Here is an 18,472-nt window from a genome sequence, read left to right as displayed (position 1 = left end):
CAGTTCGTGACGACGATCACGCGTTGGCGCCGCTGGTGCGCAGTGCATCGGTGCGGTTGTTGGTGCCGTTGGGGAAGAAGCCCCCGCCAATCTTTGCGGTGTTGGTCAGATAGGCGATGTTGTGCACCTGTGCGACCGACCGGCTGAACGCCAGGCCGTTGGCGTCGGTCGGGACGATGTTCGACACGGTTGGATCCATGCCGGTGATGCCCTGATCGATGTCGCCGATGATGCCCGTCGTTGCGTTGGTGACGGTGCCGTCCAGGCTGTCGCGCGCGTCGCTGATCTGGTTTGCGGCGGTACGCAGCGACGGCGTCTGCAGTCCCTTGCGATACAGGATCGTGCGGATCAGGCCGGCGTGATACGCCTCTGCCGCGAGGATGCCGGCGGCCGCCTCGAGATAGGTTTTGTTGCCGATCAGCGTTGCACCACCCTTGTACGCCGAGACGCCGACATCTTCGAAGATGAACGCGCCGAGCAGGAAGCTGTTGTCGTCGGCATACGGATCGAACACGCCCGTATCCGGAACGACACGTGCCGCACGTGCGGCCAAGGTGAAGGCGCCCGGCGCAGCCGCGGTGCCGGCAGAGATGTCCAGTGCAGGCTGTGCGACTGCGGCAGTGCCGAGTGCCCGGCGCAGGAAGGCAACGTGCGCGACTTCGTCGATGGCGATTTCGCGCGCATATTCACGGACGATCGCGTCCTGGAACGGCACCTGTCGGCCACCCGTCACGGCGCCCTGAGTCCCGGTACCGGTCAGCAGGCTGGCGTTGAGGCCAACGCCGAACGTCGCGAATGCGTAGAACTGCGCCTCGAGATATTCGAGGTTGAGCGCGAAGTTCAGCACGTCGGCATCGGTGATGGCGGACCCCGTCGCGGGTGTCGGCGTGGGCGTCGGCGACGGTGCGAGATCGGCATCGTCGTTGCCGCAGGCCGCGAGCAGCGACGCACCGCCGACGGCAAGCGCGCTGCCACCGGCAAAGCGCAGGAAGCCGCGGCGTTCGTTGCGCCGGGCGGCGATGGCGTCGAATATTTCGAGCTTGGTATTGAGGTCGGTCATTGGGTTAATCCCCTGAATAGCAAAGAAAGCTTACGGCAGAGCTGAAGCGGTTCAGGCTGCTGCGGTGCTCGTCTTGATGTTGCCGTTCATGCCTGCCGGGAAGAACCCGCCCGCGGCCACTGCACCACTGTTCAGGTACACGATGTTAAGCACCTGGCTCACCGAGCGGCTATAGGCGACACCGTCGGCGTCGAGCGGCACGATGTTCGACACGGTCACCGCCGCCTGGGTGGCGGACAGGTTGATCGGCGTCGCGCTGTAGGACGAGATGCCCTGGTCGATATCATTCGCGCCAAAGATCGTCGTGTTGGCGCCACCGCCGTCGAGGCTGTCGCGCGCGCGCGAAATGGCATCGGCGGAGGTCCGCAACGACGGCACGTCAATACCCTTGCCGTACAGCGTCGTGCGGACGATCGCGGCATGATAGGCCTCGACCGCGAGCAGGCCGGCCGCGGCATCGAGAAACGTCTTGTTCGTGAGCAAGGGGGCGGCACCCTTGTAGGCGGTGACGCCGACGTCCTCGAAGATGAACGCACCGAGCAGGAACGCCTCGTCCGAGCCATAGGGATCGAACGCGGTGCCGGCAGGCACGAGCCCGGCGGCCTGCGCAGCAACCGAGAAGGCGCTGGTCGGCGAGACGCTGACGTCGATCACCGGCTGCGACACCGTCGAGCTGCCAAGCGCAGTGCGCAGGAACCTGACATGCGCGATTTCGTCCTGTGCGATCTCGCGTGCATATTGCTCGACGATGGGATCGGTGAACGCGACCTTGCGGCCGCCACGAACGGCACCCTGCGTACCGCTGCCGGTCAGCAGAGCGTTGTCGAGTCCGGTGCCATAGGCTGCATAGGAGTAGAATTGCGCCTCGAGATATTCGAGGTTGAGCGCGAAGTTCAGGACGTCGGCGTCGGTTACCGACTGTGCCGCGGCGGCGCTCGAGAGGGACAGAGCGGTCGCTCCGGCTGCCGTCATCGCAGCCGCACCAAGTGCGTTTTTGAAGAACTCGCGCCGGTCGTTGCGCCGTTCGACACGGGCATCGAGGGCATCGATCAGATGGGTTGATTGGGTCATTGGCTTCATCTCCCTGAACCAGGCACGTCGGCACACGGTCGGCCTCGATCGCCTCTGGCGGGCGATCCTGTGTGCACAACGGTTCAAGGAACGGGAGCTGGGAGATAAAGTTGCAAATAAATGGAATACTTAGGCAAACTTCTCCAATTACACTAATCGCGCGCAATGTTTTCAGTAATGCTGCACCACAGCATTTATAGCGCCATTCAGGATGGCGGGCTTAACTTGTCCTGTGTACGGGTCGCAAAATCCGTGGCGTCATGGCGTTCGTGGAGTTGGCTCGCGGGATCGCCCATGACGCGGTTGACCATGCGGCCACGCTGGACCGCGGGGCGTGCGCCGATCGCATCCGCCCAGCGCTTCACGTTCGGATAGTCCTGGACCTGAAGGAACTCACCGGCGTCGTATAGCTGCCCCTGGACCAGCGCCCCGTACCAGGGCCAGGCGGCCATGTCGGCGATCGTATAGGCGGCACCGGCCAGATACGCGCTGTCGGCAAGACGCCGGTCGAGCACGTCGAGCTGGCGCTTGGCCTCCATCGCGAACCGGTCGATCGCATACTCGATCTTGACCGGCGCATAAGCGTAGAAATGGCCGAAGCCGCCGCCGACGAACGGGCCGCTGCCGACCTGCCAGAACAGCCAGGACAGGCAGGTCGCGCGCGCCGCGGGTTCGGTCGGCAGGAACGCGCCGAACTTCTCCGCGAGATGCATCAGGATCGCGCCGGATTCGAAGATCGGCAGCGGCGTCGTGCCGCTGCGATCCATGAGCGCCGGGATCTTCGAATTGGGATTGATCTCGACAAAGCCGCTGCCGAACTGGTCGCCTTCGTTGATCCGGATTAGCCAGGCGTCATATTCCGCGCCGGCATGGCCGAGCGCGAGCAGCTCCTCGAGCATGATCGTGACCTTCACCCCGTTCGGCGTGCCGAGCGAATAGAGCTGCAGCGGGTGGCGCCCGACCGGCAGATCCTTGTCATGCGTCGATCCGGCGACCGGCCGGTTGATCGCGGCGAACCGGCCGCCATTGTCGCGGTTCCAGGTCCAGATTGCCGGGGGGGTATAGGTCGGGGCGTCGGTCATCGGGCTGCTCCGTGCATCGAAAGGGTGGGCTCGGGGTTCGGTCTCGGCGATCCTAACGCCTAGACGCCGTGATAGTCGCGATACCATCGGATGAAGCGTGGCACGCCCTCGGTGATGCTGGTGGTGGGGGCGAAGCCGAGATCGTTGCCGATCGCGCTGACATCGGCGCAGGTGCGCACGACATCGCCCGCCTGCATCGGCAGGTCCTGGCGGATCGCCTTGCGACCGATCGCCTGCTCGAGCACGTCGATGACCTCGCCGAGCTGTTCGGCGCGGCTGTTGCCGATATTGTAGACGCGGTGCGGCCCCATGCTGCCGCCGGGCTTCGCCTGGCCATCATCCGCGGGCGGCGCATCGAGCGCGGCGACGATGCCGGCGACGATGTCGTCGATATAGGTGAAGTCGCGCTCCATCCGGCCTGCGTTGAACACCGGAATGGGTTCGCCCGCGAGGATCGCCTTGGTGAAGATCCACATCATCATGTCGGGACGCCCCCAGGGGCCGTAGACGGTGAAGAAACGCAACCCCGTCTGCGGCAGGCGATAGAGATGCGCGTAGCTTTCGCTCATCAGCTCGTTCGACTTCTTCGTCGCGGCATAGAGCGACAGCGGGCGGTCGGTGCGATCCTCGACGCGGAAGGGCACGCTGTCATTGCCGCCATAGACCGACGAGGACGAGGCGTAGACCAGGTGCCGGACCTGCCGCGCGCGCGCGAGTTCGAGGATGTTGAGATGCCCGACCAGATTGGCCCGGGCATAGGCCATCGGATTCTCGATCGAGTAGCGGACGCCGGCCTGCGCACCGAGATGGACGATCCGGTCGATGTCGAGGCCTGCCACCGCTGCGTCGAGCGCGGGCGTGTCCGCGAAATCGAGCTTGGCGAAGGTGAAGGCCGCGCCGTGCCGGTCGCGCAGATAGGCGAGCCGCGCCGCCTTGAGCGCGGGGTCGTAATAGGCGTTGCACTCGTCGATGCCGAACACCGTTTCGCCACGTGCCAGCAACGCGTCCGCGACATGCATGCCGATGAAGCCGGCGGCGCCGGTTACGATCACTGTCATCGCTGTTCTTTCCTGATGGGTTCGGCGGCACCGAGAAGCGATGCCGATACCAGTGTCAACCCCATCAATCCCGCATCCCTGCTGTGCCGCGCGAGGCGGCGCGAACGCGACGTCCATCACCGGGACGGCGGCGGCGGTGGCCGGTCTTCAATGTCGAGACCCGGCGAAGAACGGGCAAAGTATTGAAGCCAATCAATACTAAGACAGATTATAGGACAACTAGCGTTTCGCTGCAAAGCAGTATAGCCATAGGCCGCAAGCGCGCGGATACTTCCGTACAGAAACGAGTGGATGGTATGAACGTAGATCAAGTTTTTGGTGGAACACACTCTCCGGGTGTATCGCCGGAAAAATTTGCGATGCCACCGGGAATGCGGATGCGGTATGACTTGCCCCAGGCAAGCCTTGCCGAATGCCTGACCGGATATGCGATCTATTCGGCCAGTGATCGCAACCCGCTCGTCAACTGGTATCTACCTGCACCAGTTATGATTTCTATTCTGGCGGATGCGGGGCCGATCACCGTGGCGATCGGCAATCACCGGTTCGGGCCGCTCGAGCGCGCCAGTCTCTACGGCCCGACCAGCCGCGCGTTTCGCACCGTCACACATGGCGGCGTCGCGGTCGGGATCGGAATCAGCGCGATCGGCTGGTCCCGGATGACGTCGCGGCTGGCGGGCGATTTCCGCAACCGTATCGTGCCGCTCGAGACGCTGCTCGGTCCGGAGGTGTCGCGCCGGCTGACGACGGGGCTCGACGCGCTGTCCGACGATGCGATGATCAAGCCGTTCCTCGACGACGTGCTGGAACCGCTGTTCCAGCGCCGGCACCCGCAGGAGGAACTGATCCGTGCATTCGCCGCACTGACGGTGACCGACGGGGTGATCGAGATGCAGGACGTCGCCGACCGGCTGGGGATCGAGACGCACGCGCTCAGGCGGCTCGCCACCCGCCATTTCGGCATGCTGCCCAAGATGCTGCTGCGGCGCGCGCGCTTTCTGCGGTCGTTCATCCGGCTGATCCGGCCCGATGGCCATGTCGATTATTCGGCGATCGACAGCAGCTATTTCGACGCGTCGCATTTCCTGCGCGATGCGACGACGTTCCTCGGCACGACGCCGCGCCGGTTCCTCGCATCGGAGACGCTGTTCCTGAAATCCAGCCTGCGTGCCCGCGCGGCGGTGATCGGTACGCCGACCCAGGCGCTGCACATCCCGACGCCCCCGGTCAGTGTCAGCAGCATCATCCGCATCGTCCATGACGGCCGTGGCCGCCGCGACGAACTGACAAGCTAGCCGCAGCACGCAAGTCCGGTTGTGCCCTCCATCGCCGATATGCGTTATGGTAAGGAGAACGCAGATCGGACACTGGGATGATGCAGGAAGTCGAATTGAAGCTCGTCCTGACGGCGGACGCCGCGGACCGGATCGTGCGCGAACTGCCGTCGGATGACGCGACCCGTACCACGATGCTCGAGGCGATCTATTTCGACACGCCCGAGCAAACGCTACGGGAGCACGGCGCGTCGCTGCGGATCCGGCGCGCGGGCGATACGCGGATCCAGACGATCAAGATCGACCCGGCAAAGGGCGCGGGGTTGTTCTCGCGCCCCGAATGGGAACGGCCGGTCACGGACGATCGTCCGCGTCTCGACGACATTACGCCGGTCTTCGCGCTGCTCGACGGGACGACCGAACGGCTCGCGCCGGCCTTCACCGTGTCGGTGGAACGACGCAGCTGGGAGATCAGCGAGAACGGGGCGGAGATCGAACTCGTGCTGGACCGCGGGATGGTCCGGGTTGGCGAGCGGCAGTCGCCGGTCTGCGAAGTCGAGATCGAACTCAAGCGCGGCGACCCGATCGCGCTGTTCACGCTGGCCCGCCGGATCGCGGATATGGTGCCGCTGCGGCTGGGCGTCGTGACGAAGTCCGAGCGCGGTTACGGCCTGACCGGGCCAGTGCGTCGCGCCTTCAAGGCCGAGCCGGTGTCGCTCGATGGCGGCGCGACGACGATCGAGGCGCTCCGGACAGTTATTGGCGCCTGCCTGCGGCACTACCGGCTGAACGAGACGATCCTGCTCGAGACGCGCGCGCCGGAGGCGCTGCACCAGGCGCGTGTCGCGTTGCGGCGGACGCGCGCCGCGCTTGGGCTCTTCAAGCGCGTGCTGGGACGCGAGCAGACGGCGCATTTCCGGTCCGAGCTGCGCTGGCTGGCGCAGACGCTTGGGCAGGCGCGCGATCTCGACGTGCTGACGGACATGGCGGCGGCGAAGCTGGGCGCGGGGGACGTCTTTGACCGGATCGAGGCGGCGCGTGGGCTGGCCTATGACGAGGTCGATGTGGCGCTGAAGTCGTCGCGCGTGCGGGCGGTGATGCTCGATCTGACGCAGTGGCTCGCGGTCGGCGACTGGTCGACGGCGGACGCGACGCGGGCGGTGCGCGAGGCGCCCGCCCGCGAATTTGCAGCGGCGGCGCTCCGCAAGCGACGCAAGGCGCTCAAGATTGACGCGCCATCGCTCGCGCTGCTGACGGACGACGAGCGTCATGCGATCCGCAAGGACGCCAAGACGCTGCGCTATGCGACGGAATTCTTCGCGGACCTGTTCGCCGATACGGCGCAGCAAAAGCGGCAGGCCAAGTTCGTCTCGACGCTCGAAACGCTGCAGGACCGGCTCGGCACGCTGAACGACGCGGCAACGGTGCCCGCGATCCTCGCCCGGCTGGGGATGGAGGACACTGAAGCGGCGCTGGTCGACGATCGCAAACACGCCAAGCGGCTCGACCGCGCTGCCGCGGCGCACTCGGCGCTGCTCGACCGGAAAGCCTTCTGGCGCTGATCGGGTGCACGACCGGCGCATGTCGATGCAGATCAGCTTGTGCGCGATGGTCGTCGTCGTCGGGGGTGTCTGGCCCGGGCGATCCTGCTGCCGCCGCCGCTGCAAAGCTATGCCGGGATGCTCGGCTGACGCGTCATTGCGACGTCAGGCCGCGGCCGAATCAGTCCAGTCGCGCTCCGCCAGCGTGCGGGTTTCGGTGACGGGGAGCGCGCGGCCGAACAGATCGCCTTGCGCGTGCGTACAGCCGAGTGCCGCGACAAGCTGGCGCTCGTCCTGCGTCTCCACGCCTTCGGCGATGGTCGCGATGTCGAGGCTTTGCGCGAGCGCGACCACCGCGCGGATGATCGCCAGCGCCTCACGGCCGCCGCGCGCTGCGGCACGGACAAAGCTGCCGTCGATCTTGATCGAGGAAAAGCGGGTGCGGCTGAGATAGCCCAGCGACGAGTGGCCAATGCCGAAATCATCGAGGCTCAGGCGTACGCCAAGGTCGAGGATACGCGCGAGGGTCGTCGTCGCGCCACGATCCTCGCGCAGGAAGATGCCCTCGGTAACCTCGAGCTCGAGCCGGTCGGCCGACAGTCCGCTGTCGGCAAGCACGGTCGCGACGGTCGTGACGAAACCGTCATTCTGCAGCTGGACCGGCGACACGTTGACGGCGATGCGCAGACCCTCGGGCCAGCTCGCGGCTTCGGCGCAGGCGGTGCGCAGGACCCAGGCGCCGATCTGCGCGATGATCCGTGCGTCTTCGGCGAGCGGGATGAAGCGGGACGGCGGGACCGTGCCGAACTCCGGGCTTTCCCAGCGCAGCAGCGCCTCGAAGCCGCGCAGCATGCCGCCCTGCGTGTCGATGATCGGCTGATAGGCGAGGGACATCTCACCCCGATCGAGTGCGCCGCGCAGCGCGATCTCGAGCACCCGCCGCTCCTCCGCCTGGACGTAAAGCGCGGGCTCGTAGACGCGAAACACGCCGCGACCGGCATCCTTGGCGCGATAGAGCGCCAGATCGGCGGATCGGATCAGCATCTCCGACGTGCGCCCGTCGCGTGGCCCGAAGGCGAGCCCGATGCTGGCGCCGATATGCAGCGTATAATGATCGACGTCGTAGGGCCGCGACAATGCGGTGATGATGCGTCCGGCGAGCTCCTCGACCGCGCCGGTATCGCTGGCGTCGCGGACAACGAGCGCGAACTCGTCGCCGCCAAGCCGCCCGCAGGATTCGTTCGCGCTCATCATGTGGCCGAGCCGTTCCGCGACTTGGCACAGCAGCCGGTCGCCGACCGGGTGGCCGAGCGTGTCGTTGACCGCCTTGAACCGGTCGAGATCGAGCATCATAAACGCGCAGCGTCCGCCACAGGCCTCCGCCGCGATCATCGCGTCGGACAGCGTCTCGGTGATCAGCCGACGGTTGGGCAGCCCGGTCAACGTGTCGAACCGCGCCATGCGGTTGATCTTGTCCGCGGACGCGCGCTGATCCGTGACATCCGCGCCGACGCCGCGGAAACCGCAGAATATTCCGCGGTCGTCGTAACGCGGCGCGGCGGCCAGCTGCCACCAGCGCTCCTGTTCGGTGAAGCGGATCGGCAGTCTCAGGTTGACGAAGCTGTCCCGGTTGCGCAGCTTTTCGGCAAGCGCGCGCAGGCCTGCCGCGAACGTGCCGCTGTCCCAGGATGGTCCGGCGAGCAGCTGGAGGATCGGCATGCCGTCGATATCCGCCGGCGCGCGACCGCACGCCCGCGCGAAACGGGCGCTGGGCCGGATCACGCGTCGTGTCGCGTCGGTCTCCCACAGCCATTCGGCAGCGCTCTCCTCGAATTCGAGCAGGAGCACGCTGATCGTCTCGTCGCGTTCGTCGAGCACCGCCTGCGCATTGTGGATCGTGACCAGCGCGCGCGTCCGGCTGAGGCAGGCGGTCATCAGCAACAGGGTGAAGGCGAGCACCCCCCCGGCGATTCCACTCGCGTGCATCAGCATGAGCTGGACGCACGATACGAACCCGAGTGTGCCGATGAACATGAGCGTGGCGAGCGGCAGCGGTGCCATCGCGAAGGCTGCCCCCGTCATCACGATCATTAGCGTGAGGCCGAGCCCGATGCTCGTTGCGACCGGGACTTGCGGGCAGAAGAAAACCGGGATGACCGACCAGGCCAAAGCGAGGCTGCCCCCCTCCCACAAGGTTGCCCGGATATCCGTCCTGCCACCATGCCCGGCAGCGCGCGAGGGAGCGAGGCGGCGGCGGATGGTCACCCACACGGTCCCCGCGATCAGGAGCGTCGACCATGACGCGACCTGCCAGAACGGCATCCGGGGATAGAGCAATGCGGCACAGACGGCGGTCGCGAGCAGGTTGGCGGCGAGAGCGAACCAGGCGAGTTGCCGGCCGGCGTCGAGCTGCGCCGCGCGAAGCCGGCCCCATTCCCTGGGATCGCACCCTTCCGACAGCGCGAGCAGCGCGCGCATGTCGATGGGCATGTGATGCGTCGACATTCGTGTACGCGCCGGCATGATCGGCGGGGGCGTATCGGATCCGGAAGGCGACTGGCTGCTCACACCGCCGGGCTTAATGCACGTTGGTTATCGCAACGTTCCCATCCCCCGCGTTGTGAAAAATAACCGGGTCGGGGGCAGGGGCCGCGACCGTCCCGCCGCACTGGCGGGACGGTGCGGCGGGGCAGGCGTCGTCAGGCGGCGATGTCATAGGGCTTGATGTCGCCGCTCAGGTACAGGTTGCGCGCCTTGGCGCGGCTGAGCTTGCCCGACGAGGTGCGCGGCAGCGTGCGGGGAGGGATCAGTTCGATCACGCAGTTCATGCCCGTTACCGAGCGCACGCGTTCGCGGATCTCGTCGCGCAGGCGCAGGCGTTCGCCCTCGTCGGAGCTGCGGCACTGGACGAGGACGGCGGGGGTTTCCTCGCCCCCCGGGGTCGTGATCGCGAATGCGGCGATGTCGCCCGCCTTGAACCCGGGCAGCTGCTCGACGGCCCATTCGATGTCCTGCGGCCAGTGGTTCTTGCCGTTGACGATGATCATGTCCTTCGCCCGGCCGACGATGTAGATATAGCCGTCGGACATATAGCCCATGTCGCCGGTATCGAGCCAGCCGTCGGACATGCACGCCGCGGTGGCGGCGTCGTCGCGGAAATAGCCGACCATCACCGACTTGCCCTTGCACCACACCTTGCCGATCGCGCGCTCGGGGAGGGGGGTGCCGTCCTCTTCGCGAATCTCGATCGTCATGTCGCGCACCGGCTTGCCGCAATTGACGATCGCCCGGTAGCGCTGCGGGCGGTCCTCGCCGCGCGCGCCGCCCGACAACTGGGTTTCCTCGACCAGCTCGACGCGGATCCCTTCGCCCGGCGGCATCAGCGATACCGCCAGCGTCGCTTCGGCAAGGCCGTAGCTGGGCAGGAAGGCAGACGCCTGGAACCCGGCATCGGCAAAGGCGTCGACGAACGACTGCATCACGTCGGGACGGATCATGTCGGCGCCATTGCCCGCGACGCGCCAGCGCGACAGGTCGAACCGGTCGCTCGCCTTGGTCTGCGACGACATGCGCCGCGCACAGATGTCATAGCCGAAGGTCGGCGAATAGCTGAGCGTGGTGCCGGTGTTGCGGCTGATGAGATCCAGCCAGGCGAGCGGACGGCGCGCGAAATCCTCGGTCTTGAGGTAATCGGTCGAGACCTGGTTGGCGATCGGCGACAGGAAGCAGCCGACCAGCCCCATGTCGTGATACCAGGGCAGCCAGGAGACGCAGCGATCGGTGTCGCAAATCTCCATGCCGTGGCTGTGCGCGGCGAGATTGTTGAGCAACGCCTCGTGCGTGATGACGACGCCGTGCGGGAACCGCGTCGAGCCGCTCGAATATTGCAGATAGGCGATATCGTCGGGACGTGCCTCGGGCAGCGTGGCGGCGGGGGCTTCGCGGGTCGCGAATTCGGACCAGTCGATCCCGTGCGTGCCCGCCAGACGCGCCGCCTCGCTCGCCATCTGCGCGAGCTCGGGCGGAAAGATCAGCATCTTGGGATCGCAGCTGGAAAGCTGGACGCGGAGCTGCTCGATATAGGAATCGCGGCCGCCGAACGACGTCGGCAGGGGCAGCGGCACCGGCCAGGCGCCGGCATAGACGACACCGAAGAACAGCGCGGCGAATTCTGGGCCGGTCTCGGCGACCAGCGCGATGCGGTCGGCGGGGGCGACGCCGGCGGCGATCAGGCGGTCGGCCATCGCCAGCGCGTCACGGCGCAGCGTCGCATAAGGATAGGGCTGGCTGAGCGTACCGCGCGCATCGTGGAAGTTGAGGCCGCGCTGCCCCGTCGCCGCATAGTCGAGCGCCTCGCCAAGTGTCGCGAAGTCGGCGAAGCGGCGCGGCAGCGTGTCCGCGGTGGGGGTCGCCGTGCGCTGCGCCGGCATCGGATCGGCCGACGGTGCGACCGCAGGCTTTACCAGCCCGTTCGTCGCCGTCGTCTGAAAGGTGTCGATCGTCATGTGCGTCCTGTCTTCCACGTCGCGGCCTGTCCGGGGACATCCGCCGCTTGAGACCGTGCAAAGGCCAGCCATGCACGGTCGTGGCGTTCAAAATCCTATCCCAGTGTGGCACAATGATGGCGTGACCCAGGATCGCCGCCGAGAAAGACAGGAGAAACGCCCGCCAAAACCGCTGGATGCCGCGGGACTGGAGGGGTTGGCGCTGCGCTATGTCGAGCGATTCGCGACCACGCGCGGCCGCCTGAGCGACTATCTGCGGCGCAAGGTACGCGAGCGCGGCTGGGTCGAGGCGCCCGAAACCGGCCCCGCGGTGTCGCCCGCCGATCCCGAAGGGCTGGCGCAGAGGCTGGCGGATCTCGGCTATATCGACGATCGCGGCTTTGCCGAGGCGCGGGCGGCAGCGATGCAGCGCCGCGGCCTGGGCGCGCGGCGCGTCGCGGGGGCGTTTCGCGAGGCGGGGATTGACGAGGCCGATGCCGATGCGCTCGCCCCCGAAATCGCGGCGCGCGACGTCGATGCGGCGCTGGCCTATGCGAAGCGCAAGCGGCTGGGCCCGTTTGCCCGGTCGGAGAATAGCGACGGGGGTGGGGCCGAGAATCGTGCGCTGCGGCAAAAGCAGCTCAGCGCGATGGTGCGCGCCGGCCACGGTTTCGATCTGGCACGCAAAATTCTTGCCGCGTCCCCGTCTGAGGCGATCGATACGACAGATTTTGAGTGAAGACGCATTGCAGGTTGTTGCGGCTGCGACGAAGCGTGCTAGCAAGGTGCAGGGGTGCGTAACGATGCGTAGTGAAGCGCAATATGACGGGGACAGGCCGGCCACGGTACCGGACGCGGTTGCGGCTGCAGGACCGCGCGCAGTGCCGGACATCGATCAAGGCGTCGATCCGCCCGCTGCACAAGCGACTGCACAGGCTATCGCGGAGCCATCCGTGCTCGGCGGGGTGATCAAATGGTTCGATGTGACGCGCGGTTTCGGCTTCGCAGTCGCTGACGATACGGCGATCGGCGATATCCTGATCCATTTCTCGGTGCTCCAGCCGCATGGCCGGCGCAGCCTGCCAGAGGGCGCGCGGGTCGACGTGGTCGCGGTGCAGCGCGGGCGGGGCTTCCAGGCACGCGAGGTCCTGTCGATCGATCTGAGCGGCGCGGTCGAGGAAACGGCGGCACGACCGGGCACGGCGGCGCCGGTCGACCGGATCGATCCGGTCGCGCTGATCGATGCCGCAGGCCCGTTCGAACCCGTCGTCGTCAAGTGGTTCAACCGGCTCAAGGGCTATGGCTTCCTGGTACGGGCAAGCGACGACAGTGACGTGTTCATCCATATGGAAACGCTGCGGCGGGCGGGGATCGACGTCGTTGAGCCCGATCAGCCGTTGCAGGCGCGAATCGTGACCGGTCGCAAGGGGCCGCTGGCCGTCACGGTGGAGCGATCCGCGCCGGCGTGGTAACCGGCCCGCCGCAACCGGGGATATATGTAATGAGTAAAACCGTCTTCGCCGCGCTTCTGGCGCTCGGCCTGTGCGCGTGTTCGAACGGCGACGCTCGGGCCGGCGACTCCGCCGCCCCAGACGCTACCGCCGCGGGCACTGCGACCGGCACGGGCACCGGTGCTGCACCGGGTCAGGCCGCCGCGACGCTGTCCGTGACGATCCACAGCGCGAACGGCGCGCATGTGTTCACCGTCGAGAGCGCCAAGACCGAGGCGGAGCAGGCCCGCGGGCTGATGTACCGGACCGATCTCAAGCCGAATCGGGGCATGCTGTTCTGGCCCTATCCGACCGACGGCAGCGGGCCGCACGAGGCGAATTTCTGGATGAAGAACACGCCGAGCCCGCTCGACATCATCTATATCCGCGCCGACCGGACGATCGCGCGGATCGCCGAGAACACGATCCCCTTCTCCGAAACGCCGATCCCGTCGGGCGAACCCGTCGGAGCGGTGCTCGAGATCATGGGCGGGCGTGCCGGGGAACTCGGCATCGCCGAGGGCGACCGTGTCGAATGGCCGGGCGCGCCGGGCTGAACCGCCATATCCGCCGCAAAGTGCCGTCCCGCCATGGCGCAGGCACTGCGTTCGAGGTTGATGGCGCGGCGTGCACCCGCTAAGCGGCGGCTATGGGATTTCTCGCATCGACCTTCACCTGGTGGAACGGCGCCACGCTCGGCACCAAATTCGGGCTTCGCGGCAAGACGCGGATGGGCGAGGACGCGCTCGGCAACGTCTATTATGAAGGCGGCAAGGATACCGCGGGTAATCCGCGTCGCTGGGTGATCTATCAGGGTGCGACCGACGCCAGCCGGGTACCGCCCGCCTGGTTCAGCTGGCTGCACCATCAGGTCGCCGACGTGCCCGATCGTGCCCTGCCGCCGGTCCGCCCCTGGCAGAAGCCCGCCCTGCCGAATCTGACGGGTACCGCACTCGCCTATCGCCCGACGGGCGCGATGGAAAAGGGTGGCCAGCGCGCTGCGGCGACCGGCGATTACGAAGCGTGGGTGCCTGAGTGATGCAGCGCTGGATCGCTGCGGCGATCCTGGTCGTGGTTCTCGCGGTCGGTGGCTGGTTCGGCTATCGCGCGTGGACGAACCGCAAGGCCGATACGACCGTCGTGGTCCAGCAGGATCTGCCGGGCGGCGATCAGGCCGGTGACGGGTCGGTCGAGACGATCGACACGGGCGGCGCGGCGCTCGCCAATGGCGGGACGCCGATGGCAGAGCGCGTCGCGGTGATCGGCCTGCTCAACAAGCGGAACGGCGTGACGCGCGACGTCACGTTGAAGCCAGGACAGGCGACCCGGATGGGCGACGTCGTCCTCCGCCTGCGCGCCTGCGAACAGACCGCGCCCTGGGAGCCCGAACAACTGACGGGGGCCTTTGTCCAGGTGATCGTCCGCGGCGTCGACAAGAAATGGCGGCGGACATTTTCGGGCTGGTTGTACAAGGAGCGCCCCGCGCTGAACGCGGTGCAGCATCCGATCTACGACGTCTGGACCAAAAGCTGCGCGATGACCTTCCCCGCGACCGGGCCGGATACGGCATCGTCCGGCGCACCCGCGGCAGCGCGGTCGAGTGCGAAGAAATCCCCGGTGGCGACCAATGATGCAGCCGCACCGGACGAGCCGGTCGAGCCGACCACCCCATCGAGCGCCGCGGCGAGCAACGCGATATAATCGGCACGCTCGATCTCGATCGCGCCGAGCGATTCGAGATGCGAGGTCTGGAACTGGCAATCAAGCAGATCGAAGCCGCCGGCCTTCAGCCGCGCGACGAGATGCGCCAGCGCGACCTTCGACGCGTCGGTCGCGCGGCTGACCATGCTTTCGCCGAAAAAGGCCCGCCCGAGCGCCAGCCCGTATAGTCCGCCGACAAGCCGGTCGCCGTCCCAGCATTCGACCGAATGCGCAAAGCCCATCAGATGCAGTGTGTGGAAGACCCGCTCGATCCCCGCATTGATCCACGTCTCAGGCCGGCCCTCGACGCTTTCAGCGCAGAGCGCGAGGATCTGGCCGAACGCCGTGTCGACGGTGACGCGGAAACGGTCCGCGACGATGGTCTTGCGCAGCGAGCGCGAGAGACGGAACCCGTCGAGCGGCAGGACCGCGCGCTGGCGCGGCTCGACCCAGTAGACGTCGATCGCGTCGCGGCTGTCGGCCATCGGGAAGACGCCGGCCGCATAGCCGCCAAGCACGAGGCGCGGATCGAGAATGTCCATCGGTCGCGCCTTAGCCCGCTGCCGACCCCGCCGCCAGCCGGTGTTCGATCGTCCGCCACAGCTGATCGAACGCCGCCGCGGCGGTCGAGCGCGGTGCGAAGGCCCCGACCGCCGCGCGTTGTACGGTCATCGCCTCGATCACACTGCTCATTGGAATGACCGGCCAGTCGGGGTTGGCGGCCAGCGCGTCGGCATGCAGGCGCCGCCTGCGATCGACCATCGCGTGGACGGGCAGCACGGGCACCTTGCCGCCGAGATGGCGGATCACCTCCTCATAGGCGCGCTGCGACAGCGGCGAGGGGATGACGGGGACGACGATCAGATCGGCGGCGCGCATCACCTGATCGGCGGTTTCGGTAAGACCCGGCGGGCAATCGAGCAGGACGCGATCATAATCGGTCAGCGCGCCGATCAGCTTGCCGAGCCTCTTTTTCTTGTCGAGCGTGTGAAACAGCTGGTCGAGACCGCGGAGCGAGGCGTCGGCGGTGATCAGGTCGAGCTTCGCGACCGGCGTCGGCTGGGCCCGTTTGGCGACGCTGATATCGCGGGAGAACATCGCCTGGGCCTGATCCCGCCCGGCGGTACCGTGCAGCAGAAAACTGCTCGCGGCCTGCGGGTCGAGGTCCCAGAGAATCGTGCGGCGTGCCGACCGAGTTGCCGAACACCAGGCGAGATTGACCGCCAGCGTCGTCTTACCGACGCCGCCCTTCAGGCTGTAGATCGCGATGGTTGCCATGCCGGCCAGCGTGCCGTCGCGCGACGCCGATGGCAAGGCGTCGCGGCATAACAACGCCCCGGGCGACGCTGGTGGTCATCCGGGGCGCGGGATCATCCGGCCGTGGCCGGCTGAAGGATCAGGTGTGGCAGGTCTGGCCGGGCTTGCCCGGTTGGGTCAGTTCGATCGACTTCTCGGTGCCCGTCATCGACCAGCCGCCGTCGGCGACCAGTGGCTCACCCTCGGCAGGCGCCTTGAGCGTCGTGGCCGGACCGCCTTCCTTGAGACGAACCACGGCCTGCTTGCCCCCCTGGAAGAAGGTCACATAGGCCAGGCTGTTGTCCTTGCAGCGCATCGTCTGCTCCGACTTGATCGACGGCGGCAGCTCGACCGGTGCCGCATTGGCGAGCTGGTTCGCCATCGGATCGGGATTGCTGTCGACCACCTCGGGTGCAGCCGGTTTGGAGTTGCAGGCAGCCAGCGCAAGCAGCGCAGCCACGGCGGTGAGGGGGAGCGTCTTCTTCATATCGTCGGGGCTTCGCGCATGCAGCAAATCGCGTCAAGCCGTAGCGGCCGCGATGCGCGCCCGGCGGGACGGGTCATCCCCGGGATGCGCCGTTTCGTCGCATTGGCGATGGCGCCCGGCAGTGTTTCGCCACCACATTCGGGCAGTGGCGACGCGGGAATAAAGGCACCGGGGTCGTCCGATGTCACGCATCTGCCACTATATTTCACGGAACCGTTGTAAGAGGACGTTGCATGCCGGGCCAAATTCCTGTCGCCGAGCGCCTGTCGGCGATATCGACGCTCATCACCCAGGCGCTCTGCCTGGCCGACGAGGGGGGCGAATTGCTGCTCGGCGCCAAATTGTCCGACGCACTGGATTGCGTTCAGGCCCGCATCGAAACGGTGAGGCGCGACGTGGCGTGAACGGGCGGCCTGACGGGGCCTCGTGCGCCGGCTTGTCCGGTGGATAGTTTTAGCGCGCTTGTGGCGGACCGGCAGTGGCGCCATCTACAGGCTATGCAGATGAGATCCGATACGCTGACCGCCCCCGATACGCTTGCCCTGATCGGGAATACGCCGCTGGTGCGACTGAAGGGCCCGAGCGACGCGACGGGGTGCGATATCTTCGGCAAGTGCGAGTTCACCAATCCGGGCGCGTCGATCAAGGATCGCGCCGCGCTGTTCATCGTCGAGGACGCCGAGGCGCGCGGCCTGCTTCAGCCGGGCGGGACGATCGTCGAGGGGACCGCGGGCAATACCGGGATCGGCCTGGCGTTGGTCGCCAATGCCAAGGGCTACAAGACGATCATCGTGATGCCCGAGACGCAGAGTCGCGAGAAGATGGACACGTTGCGCGCGCTGGGTGCCGAACTCGTGCTCGTGCCCGCTGCTGCCTTTTCCAACCCGTGTCATTTCGTGCACACGTCGCGGCGCATCGCCGAGGAGACGCCGGGCGCGATCTGGGCGAACCAGTTTGACAACACCGCCAATCGCCACGCGCACATCATCGGCACCGCCGAAGAGCTGTGGCGGCAGATGGAGGAGCGGATCGACGGCTTCACCTGCGCGGCGGGGACGGGCGGGACGATCGCCGGCGTCGGCCTGGGTCTGAAGGCCAAGGACGAGGCGATCTGCATCGCGCTGACCGATCCGCATGGTGCTGCGCTCTATAACTATTACGCGCATGGCGAGCTGAAGTCCGAAGGGTCCTCGGTTGCGGAAGGCATCGGGCAGGGGCGGATCACCGCCAATCTCGATGGCGCGCCGATCGACACGCAGTTCCGGATCTCGGACGCGGAAGGCTATGCCTGGACCCGGCAGTTGCTCGACGAGGAGGGGCTGTGCCTCGGCCTGTCGTCGGGGATCAACGTCGCGGGCGCGGTCGCGCTGGCGCGGCAGCTCGGGCCGGGCAAGCGGATCGCGACGATCCTGTGCGATACGGGGTTCCGCTACCTCTCGACGCTGTACAATCCCGAATGGCGCGCGGCGAAGGGCCTGATGTGAGCGAGGGCGGCGGCGCGCCGCGGGATGGTGAAATTCGACAAGTGCGCGATGATCGGGTAGATGCGCGCGACAAGATGCAGACGCAACGCGCACCTTCGCAAACCATGCAGCGGATCAAGGTCGGCATGATCGGGCTCGCCGCAGTGGTGATCTTCATCGGGCTCGCCAGCGCGATCATCGGGTCGGCGACGCGCGAACGACCCGTGGTCGCCGCCGGCTCGGCGCAGGCCGATGTCGTCGCGAACATGGCCGTGTCGAATACGACCGCCGCCGCCGATGGCTCTGACGAGCCACTCGCGGAAATGGGCCTCGCACCCAGCGTCAACGCACAGGCACCCGCTACTCCGAACTGATCCGGGCTTTCCGTCGCTGCCGCGCCGGGGAAATCACGGGACCACGCTGACACGCAGCGCGTCCGCATGCCAGGGTCGACTCGATCTTGCC

The 18,472-nt window shown here is 66.9% G+C and carries 18 protein-coding genes and 1 pseudogene; 10 read left to right on the top strand and 9 right to left on the bottom strand.

Annotated elements, in window-relative coordinates:
* Positions 1-16: 16 nt before the first annotated feature.
* The 4 genes from NEF64_RS14750 to NEF64_RS14735 all read right to left on the bottom strand — a co-directional run bounded on the left by NEF64_RS14750 (position 17) and on the right by NEF64_RS14735 (position 4,271).
* Entirely contained in the window at positions 17-1,060 is a 1,044-nt protein-coding gene (locus tag NEF64_RS14750) for a ferritin-like domain-containing protein (protein WP_031395471.1), read from the bottom strand.
* 51 nt (positions 1,061-1,111) lie between these two features.
* On the bottom strand, positions 1,112-2,131 hold the full coding sequence (locus NEF64_RS14745; RefSeq protein ID WP_031395472.1) for a ferritin-like domain-containing protein: 1,020 nt from the start codon (positions 2,129-2,131) through the stop codon (positions 1,112-1,114).
* A gap of 206 nt (positions 2,132-2,337) precedes the next feature.
* Positions 2,338-3,213, bottom strand: coding sequence for a glutathione-dependent disulfide-bond oxidoreductase (gene yghU / locus NEF64_RS14740; RefSeq protein ID WP_031395473.1), 876 nt, complete (start codon positions 3,211-3,213; stop codon positions 2,338-2,340).
* A 59-nt stretch (positions 3,214-3,272) separates the two neighbouring features.
* On the bottom strand, positions 3,273-4,271 hold the full coding sequence (locus tag NEF64_RS14735; RefSeq protein ID WP_037528139.1) for an NAD-dependent epimerase/dehydratase family protein: 999 nt from the start codon (positions 4,269-4,271) through the stop codon (positions 3,273-3,275).
* Positions 4,272-4,642: 371 nt separating this feature from the next.
* On the opposite strand from NEF64_RS14735, the gene NEF64_RS14730 reads away from it, so the two are divergent.
* Both NEF64_RS14730 and NEF64_RS14725 read left to right on the top strand, forming a co-directional pair.
* Positions 4,643-5,566, top strand: a complete 924-nt coding sequence (locus NEF64_RS14730) for a helix-turn-helix domain-containing protein (RefSeq protein ID WP_056405378.1) — start codon at positions 4,643-4,645, stop codon at positions 5,564-5,566.
* A gap of 77 nt (positions 5,567-5,643) precedes the next feature.
* A complete protein-coding gene (locus NEF64_RS14725; RefSeq protein ID WP_252574050.1) occupies positions 5,644-7,107 on the top strand; it encodes a CYTH and CHAD domain-containing protein in 1,464 nt (487 codons plus the stop codon).
* 144 nt (positions 7,108-7,251) lie between these two features.
* Here the strand turns inward: NEF64_RS14725 and NEF64_RS14720 are convergent, their stop codons facing one another.
* Both NEF64_RS14720 and NEF64_RS14715 read right to left on the bottom strand, forming a co-directional pair.
* Entirely contained in the window at positions 7,252-9,576 is a 2,325-nt protein-coding gene (locus NEF64_RS14720) for a putative bifunctional diguanylate cyclase/phosphodiesterase (protein WP_235516277.1), read from the bottom strand.
* 209 nt (positions 9,577-9,785) lie between these two features.
* A complete protein-coding gene (locus NEF64_RS14715) occupies positions 9,786-11,516 on the bottom strand; it encodes a fatty acyl-AMP ligase (protein ID WP_056405660.1) in 1,731 nt (576 codons plus the stop codon).
* Between the two features lie 271 nt (positions 11,517-11,787).
* Between NEF64_RS14715 and NEF64_RS14710 the strand changes: the two genes are divergently transcribed.
* The 5 genes and pseudogenes from NEF64_RS14710 to NEF64_RS19380 all read left to right on the top strand — a co-directional run.
* Positions 11,788-12,309: a regulatory protein RecX gene (locus tag NEF64_RS14710; RefSeq protein WP_235516278.1), complete on the top strand. Its 522-nt coding sequence runs from the start codon at positions 11,788-11,790 to the stop codon at positions 12,307-12,309.
* Positions 12,310-12,451: 142 nt separating this feature from the next.
* Positions 12,452-13,042 (top strand): cold shock domain-containing protein, encoded by a 591-nt coding sequence (locus NEF64_RS14705; RefSeq protein ID WP_414711856.1) that lies wholly within the window; start codon positions 12,452-12,454, stop codon positions 13,040-13,042.
* A gap of 29 nt (positions 13,043-13,071) precedes the next feature.
* Complete coding sequence (locus NEF64_RS14700) at positions 13,072-13,617, top strand: DUF192 domain-containing protein (protein WP_056405385.1); 546 nt, start codon at positions 13,072-13,074, stop codon at positions 13,615-13,617.
* A gap of 92 nt (positions 13,618-13,709) precedes the next feature.
* The gene (locus NEF64_RS14695) at positions 13,710-14,099 is read left to right on the top strand and encodes an NADH:ubiquinone oxidoreductase subunit NDUFA12 (protein ID WP_031395586.1); all 390 of its coding nucleotides are present in this window, start codon (positions 13,710-13,712) and stop codon (positions 14,097-14,099) included.
* A pseudogene (locus NEF64_RS19380) lies at positions 14,099-14,533 on the top strand (DUF2155 domain-containing protein); the annotation flags it as partial. The gene NEF64_RS14695 and the pseudogene NEF64_RS19380, both read left to right, overlap by 1 nt.
* 35 nt (positions 14,534-14,568) lie before the next feature.
* Here the strand turns inward: NEF64_RS19380 and aat are convergent.
* The 3 genes from aat to NEF64_RS14675 all read right to left on the bottom strand — a co-directional run bounded on the left by aat (position 14,569) and on the right by NEF64_RS14675 (position 16,544).
* Complete coding sequence (aat, locus tag NEF64_RS14685) at positions 14,569-15,303, bottom strand: leucyl/phenylalanyl-tRNA--protein transferase (protein ID WP_056405386.1); 735 nt, start codon at positions 15,301-15,303, stop codon at positions 14,569-14,571.
* A 10-nt stretch (positions 15,304-15,313) separates the two neighbouring features.
* Complete coding sequence (locus NEF64_RS14680; protein WP_031440793.1) at positions 15,314-16,039, bottom strand: ParA family protein; 726 nt, start codon at positions 16,037-16,039, stop codon at positions 15,314-15,316.
* A gap of 118 nt (positions 16,040-16,157) precedes the next feature.
* Complete coding sequence (locus tag NEF64_RS14675; RefSeq protein WP_031395590.1) at positions 16,158-16,544, bottom strand: hypothetical protein; 387 nt, start codon at positions 16,542-16,544, stop codon at positions 16,158-16,160.
* A gap of 233 nt (positions 16,545-16,777) precedes the next feature.
* On the opposite strand from NEF64_RS14675, the gene NEF64_RS14670 reads away from it, so the two are divergent.
* The 3 genes from NEF64_RS14670 to NEF64_RS14660 all read left to right on the top strand — a co-directional run bounded on the left by NEF64_RS14670 (position 16,778) and on the right by NEF64_RS14660 (position 18,381).
* A complete protein-coding gene (locus NEF64_RS14670; protein WP_156360231.1) occupies positions 16,778-16,948 on the top strand; it encodes a hypothetical protein in 171 nt (56 codons plus the stop codon).
* A 99-nt stretch (positions 16,949-17,047) separates the two neighbouring features.
* Positions 17,048-18,028: a cysteine synthase A gene (locus NEF64_RS14665; RefSeq protein WP_031395591.1), complete on the top strand. Its 981-nt coding sequence runs from the start codon at positions 17,048-17,050 to the stop codon at positions 18,026-18,028.
* On the top strand, positions 18,001-18,381 hold the full coding sequence (locus NEF64_RS14660; RefSeq protein WP_234387749.1) for a hypothetical protein: 381 nt from the start codon (positions 18,001-18,003) through the stop codon (positions 18,379-18,381). The genes NEF64_RS14665 and NEF64_RS14660 overlap by 28 nt, the downstream gene beginning before the upstream one ends.
* Positions 18,382-18,472: the final 91 nt, after the last annotated feature.

It is taken from the genome of Sphingomonas aerolata (genome assembly GCF_023935825.1).
Taxonomy (GTDB): domain Bacteria; phylum Pseudomonadota; class Alphaproteobacteria; order Sphingomonadales; family Sphingomonadaceae; genus Sphingomonas; species Sphingomonas aerolata.
Note: the sequence above shows the minus strand (reverse complement) of the source record. Positions and strands in the feature narration are given on the sequence as shown.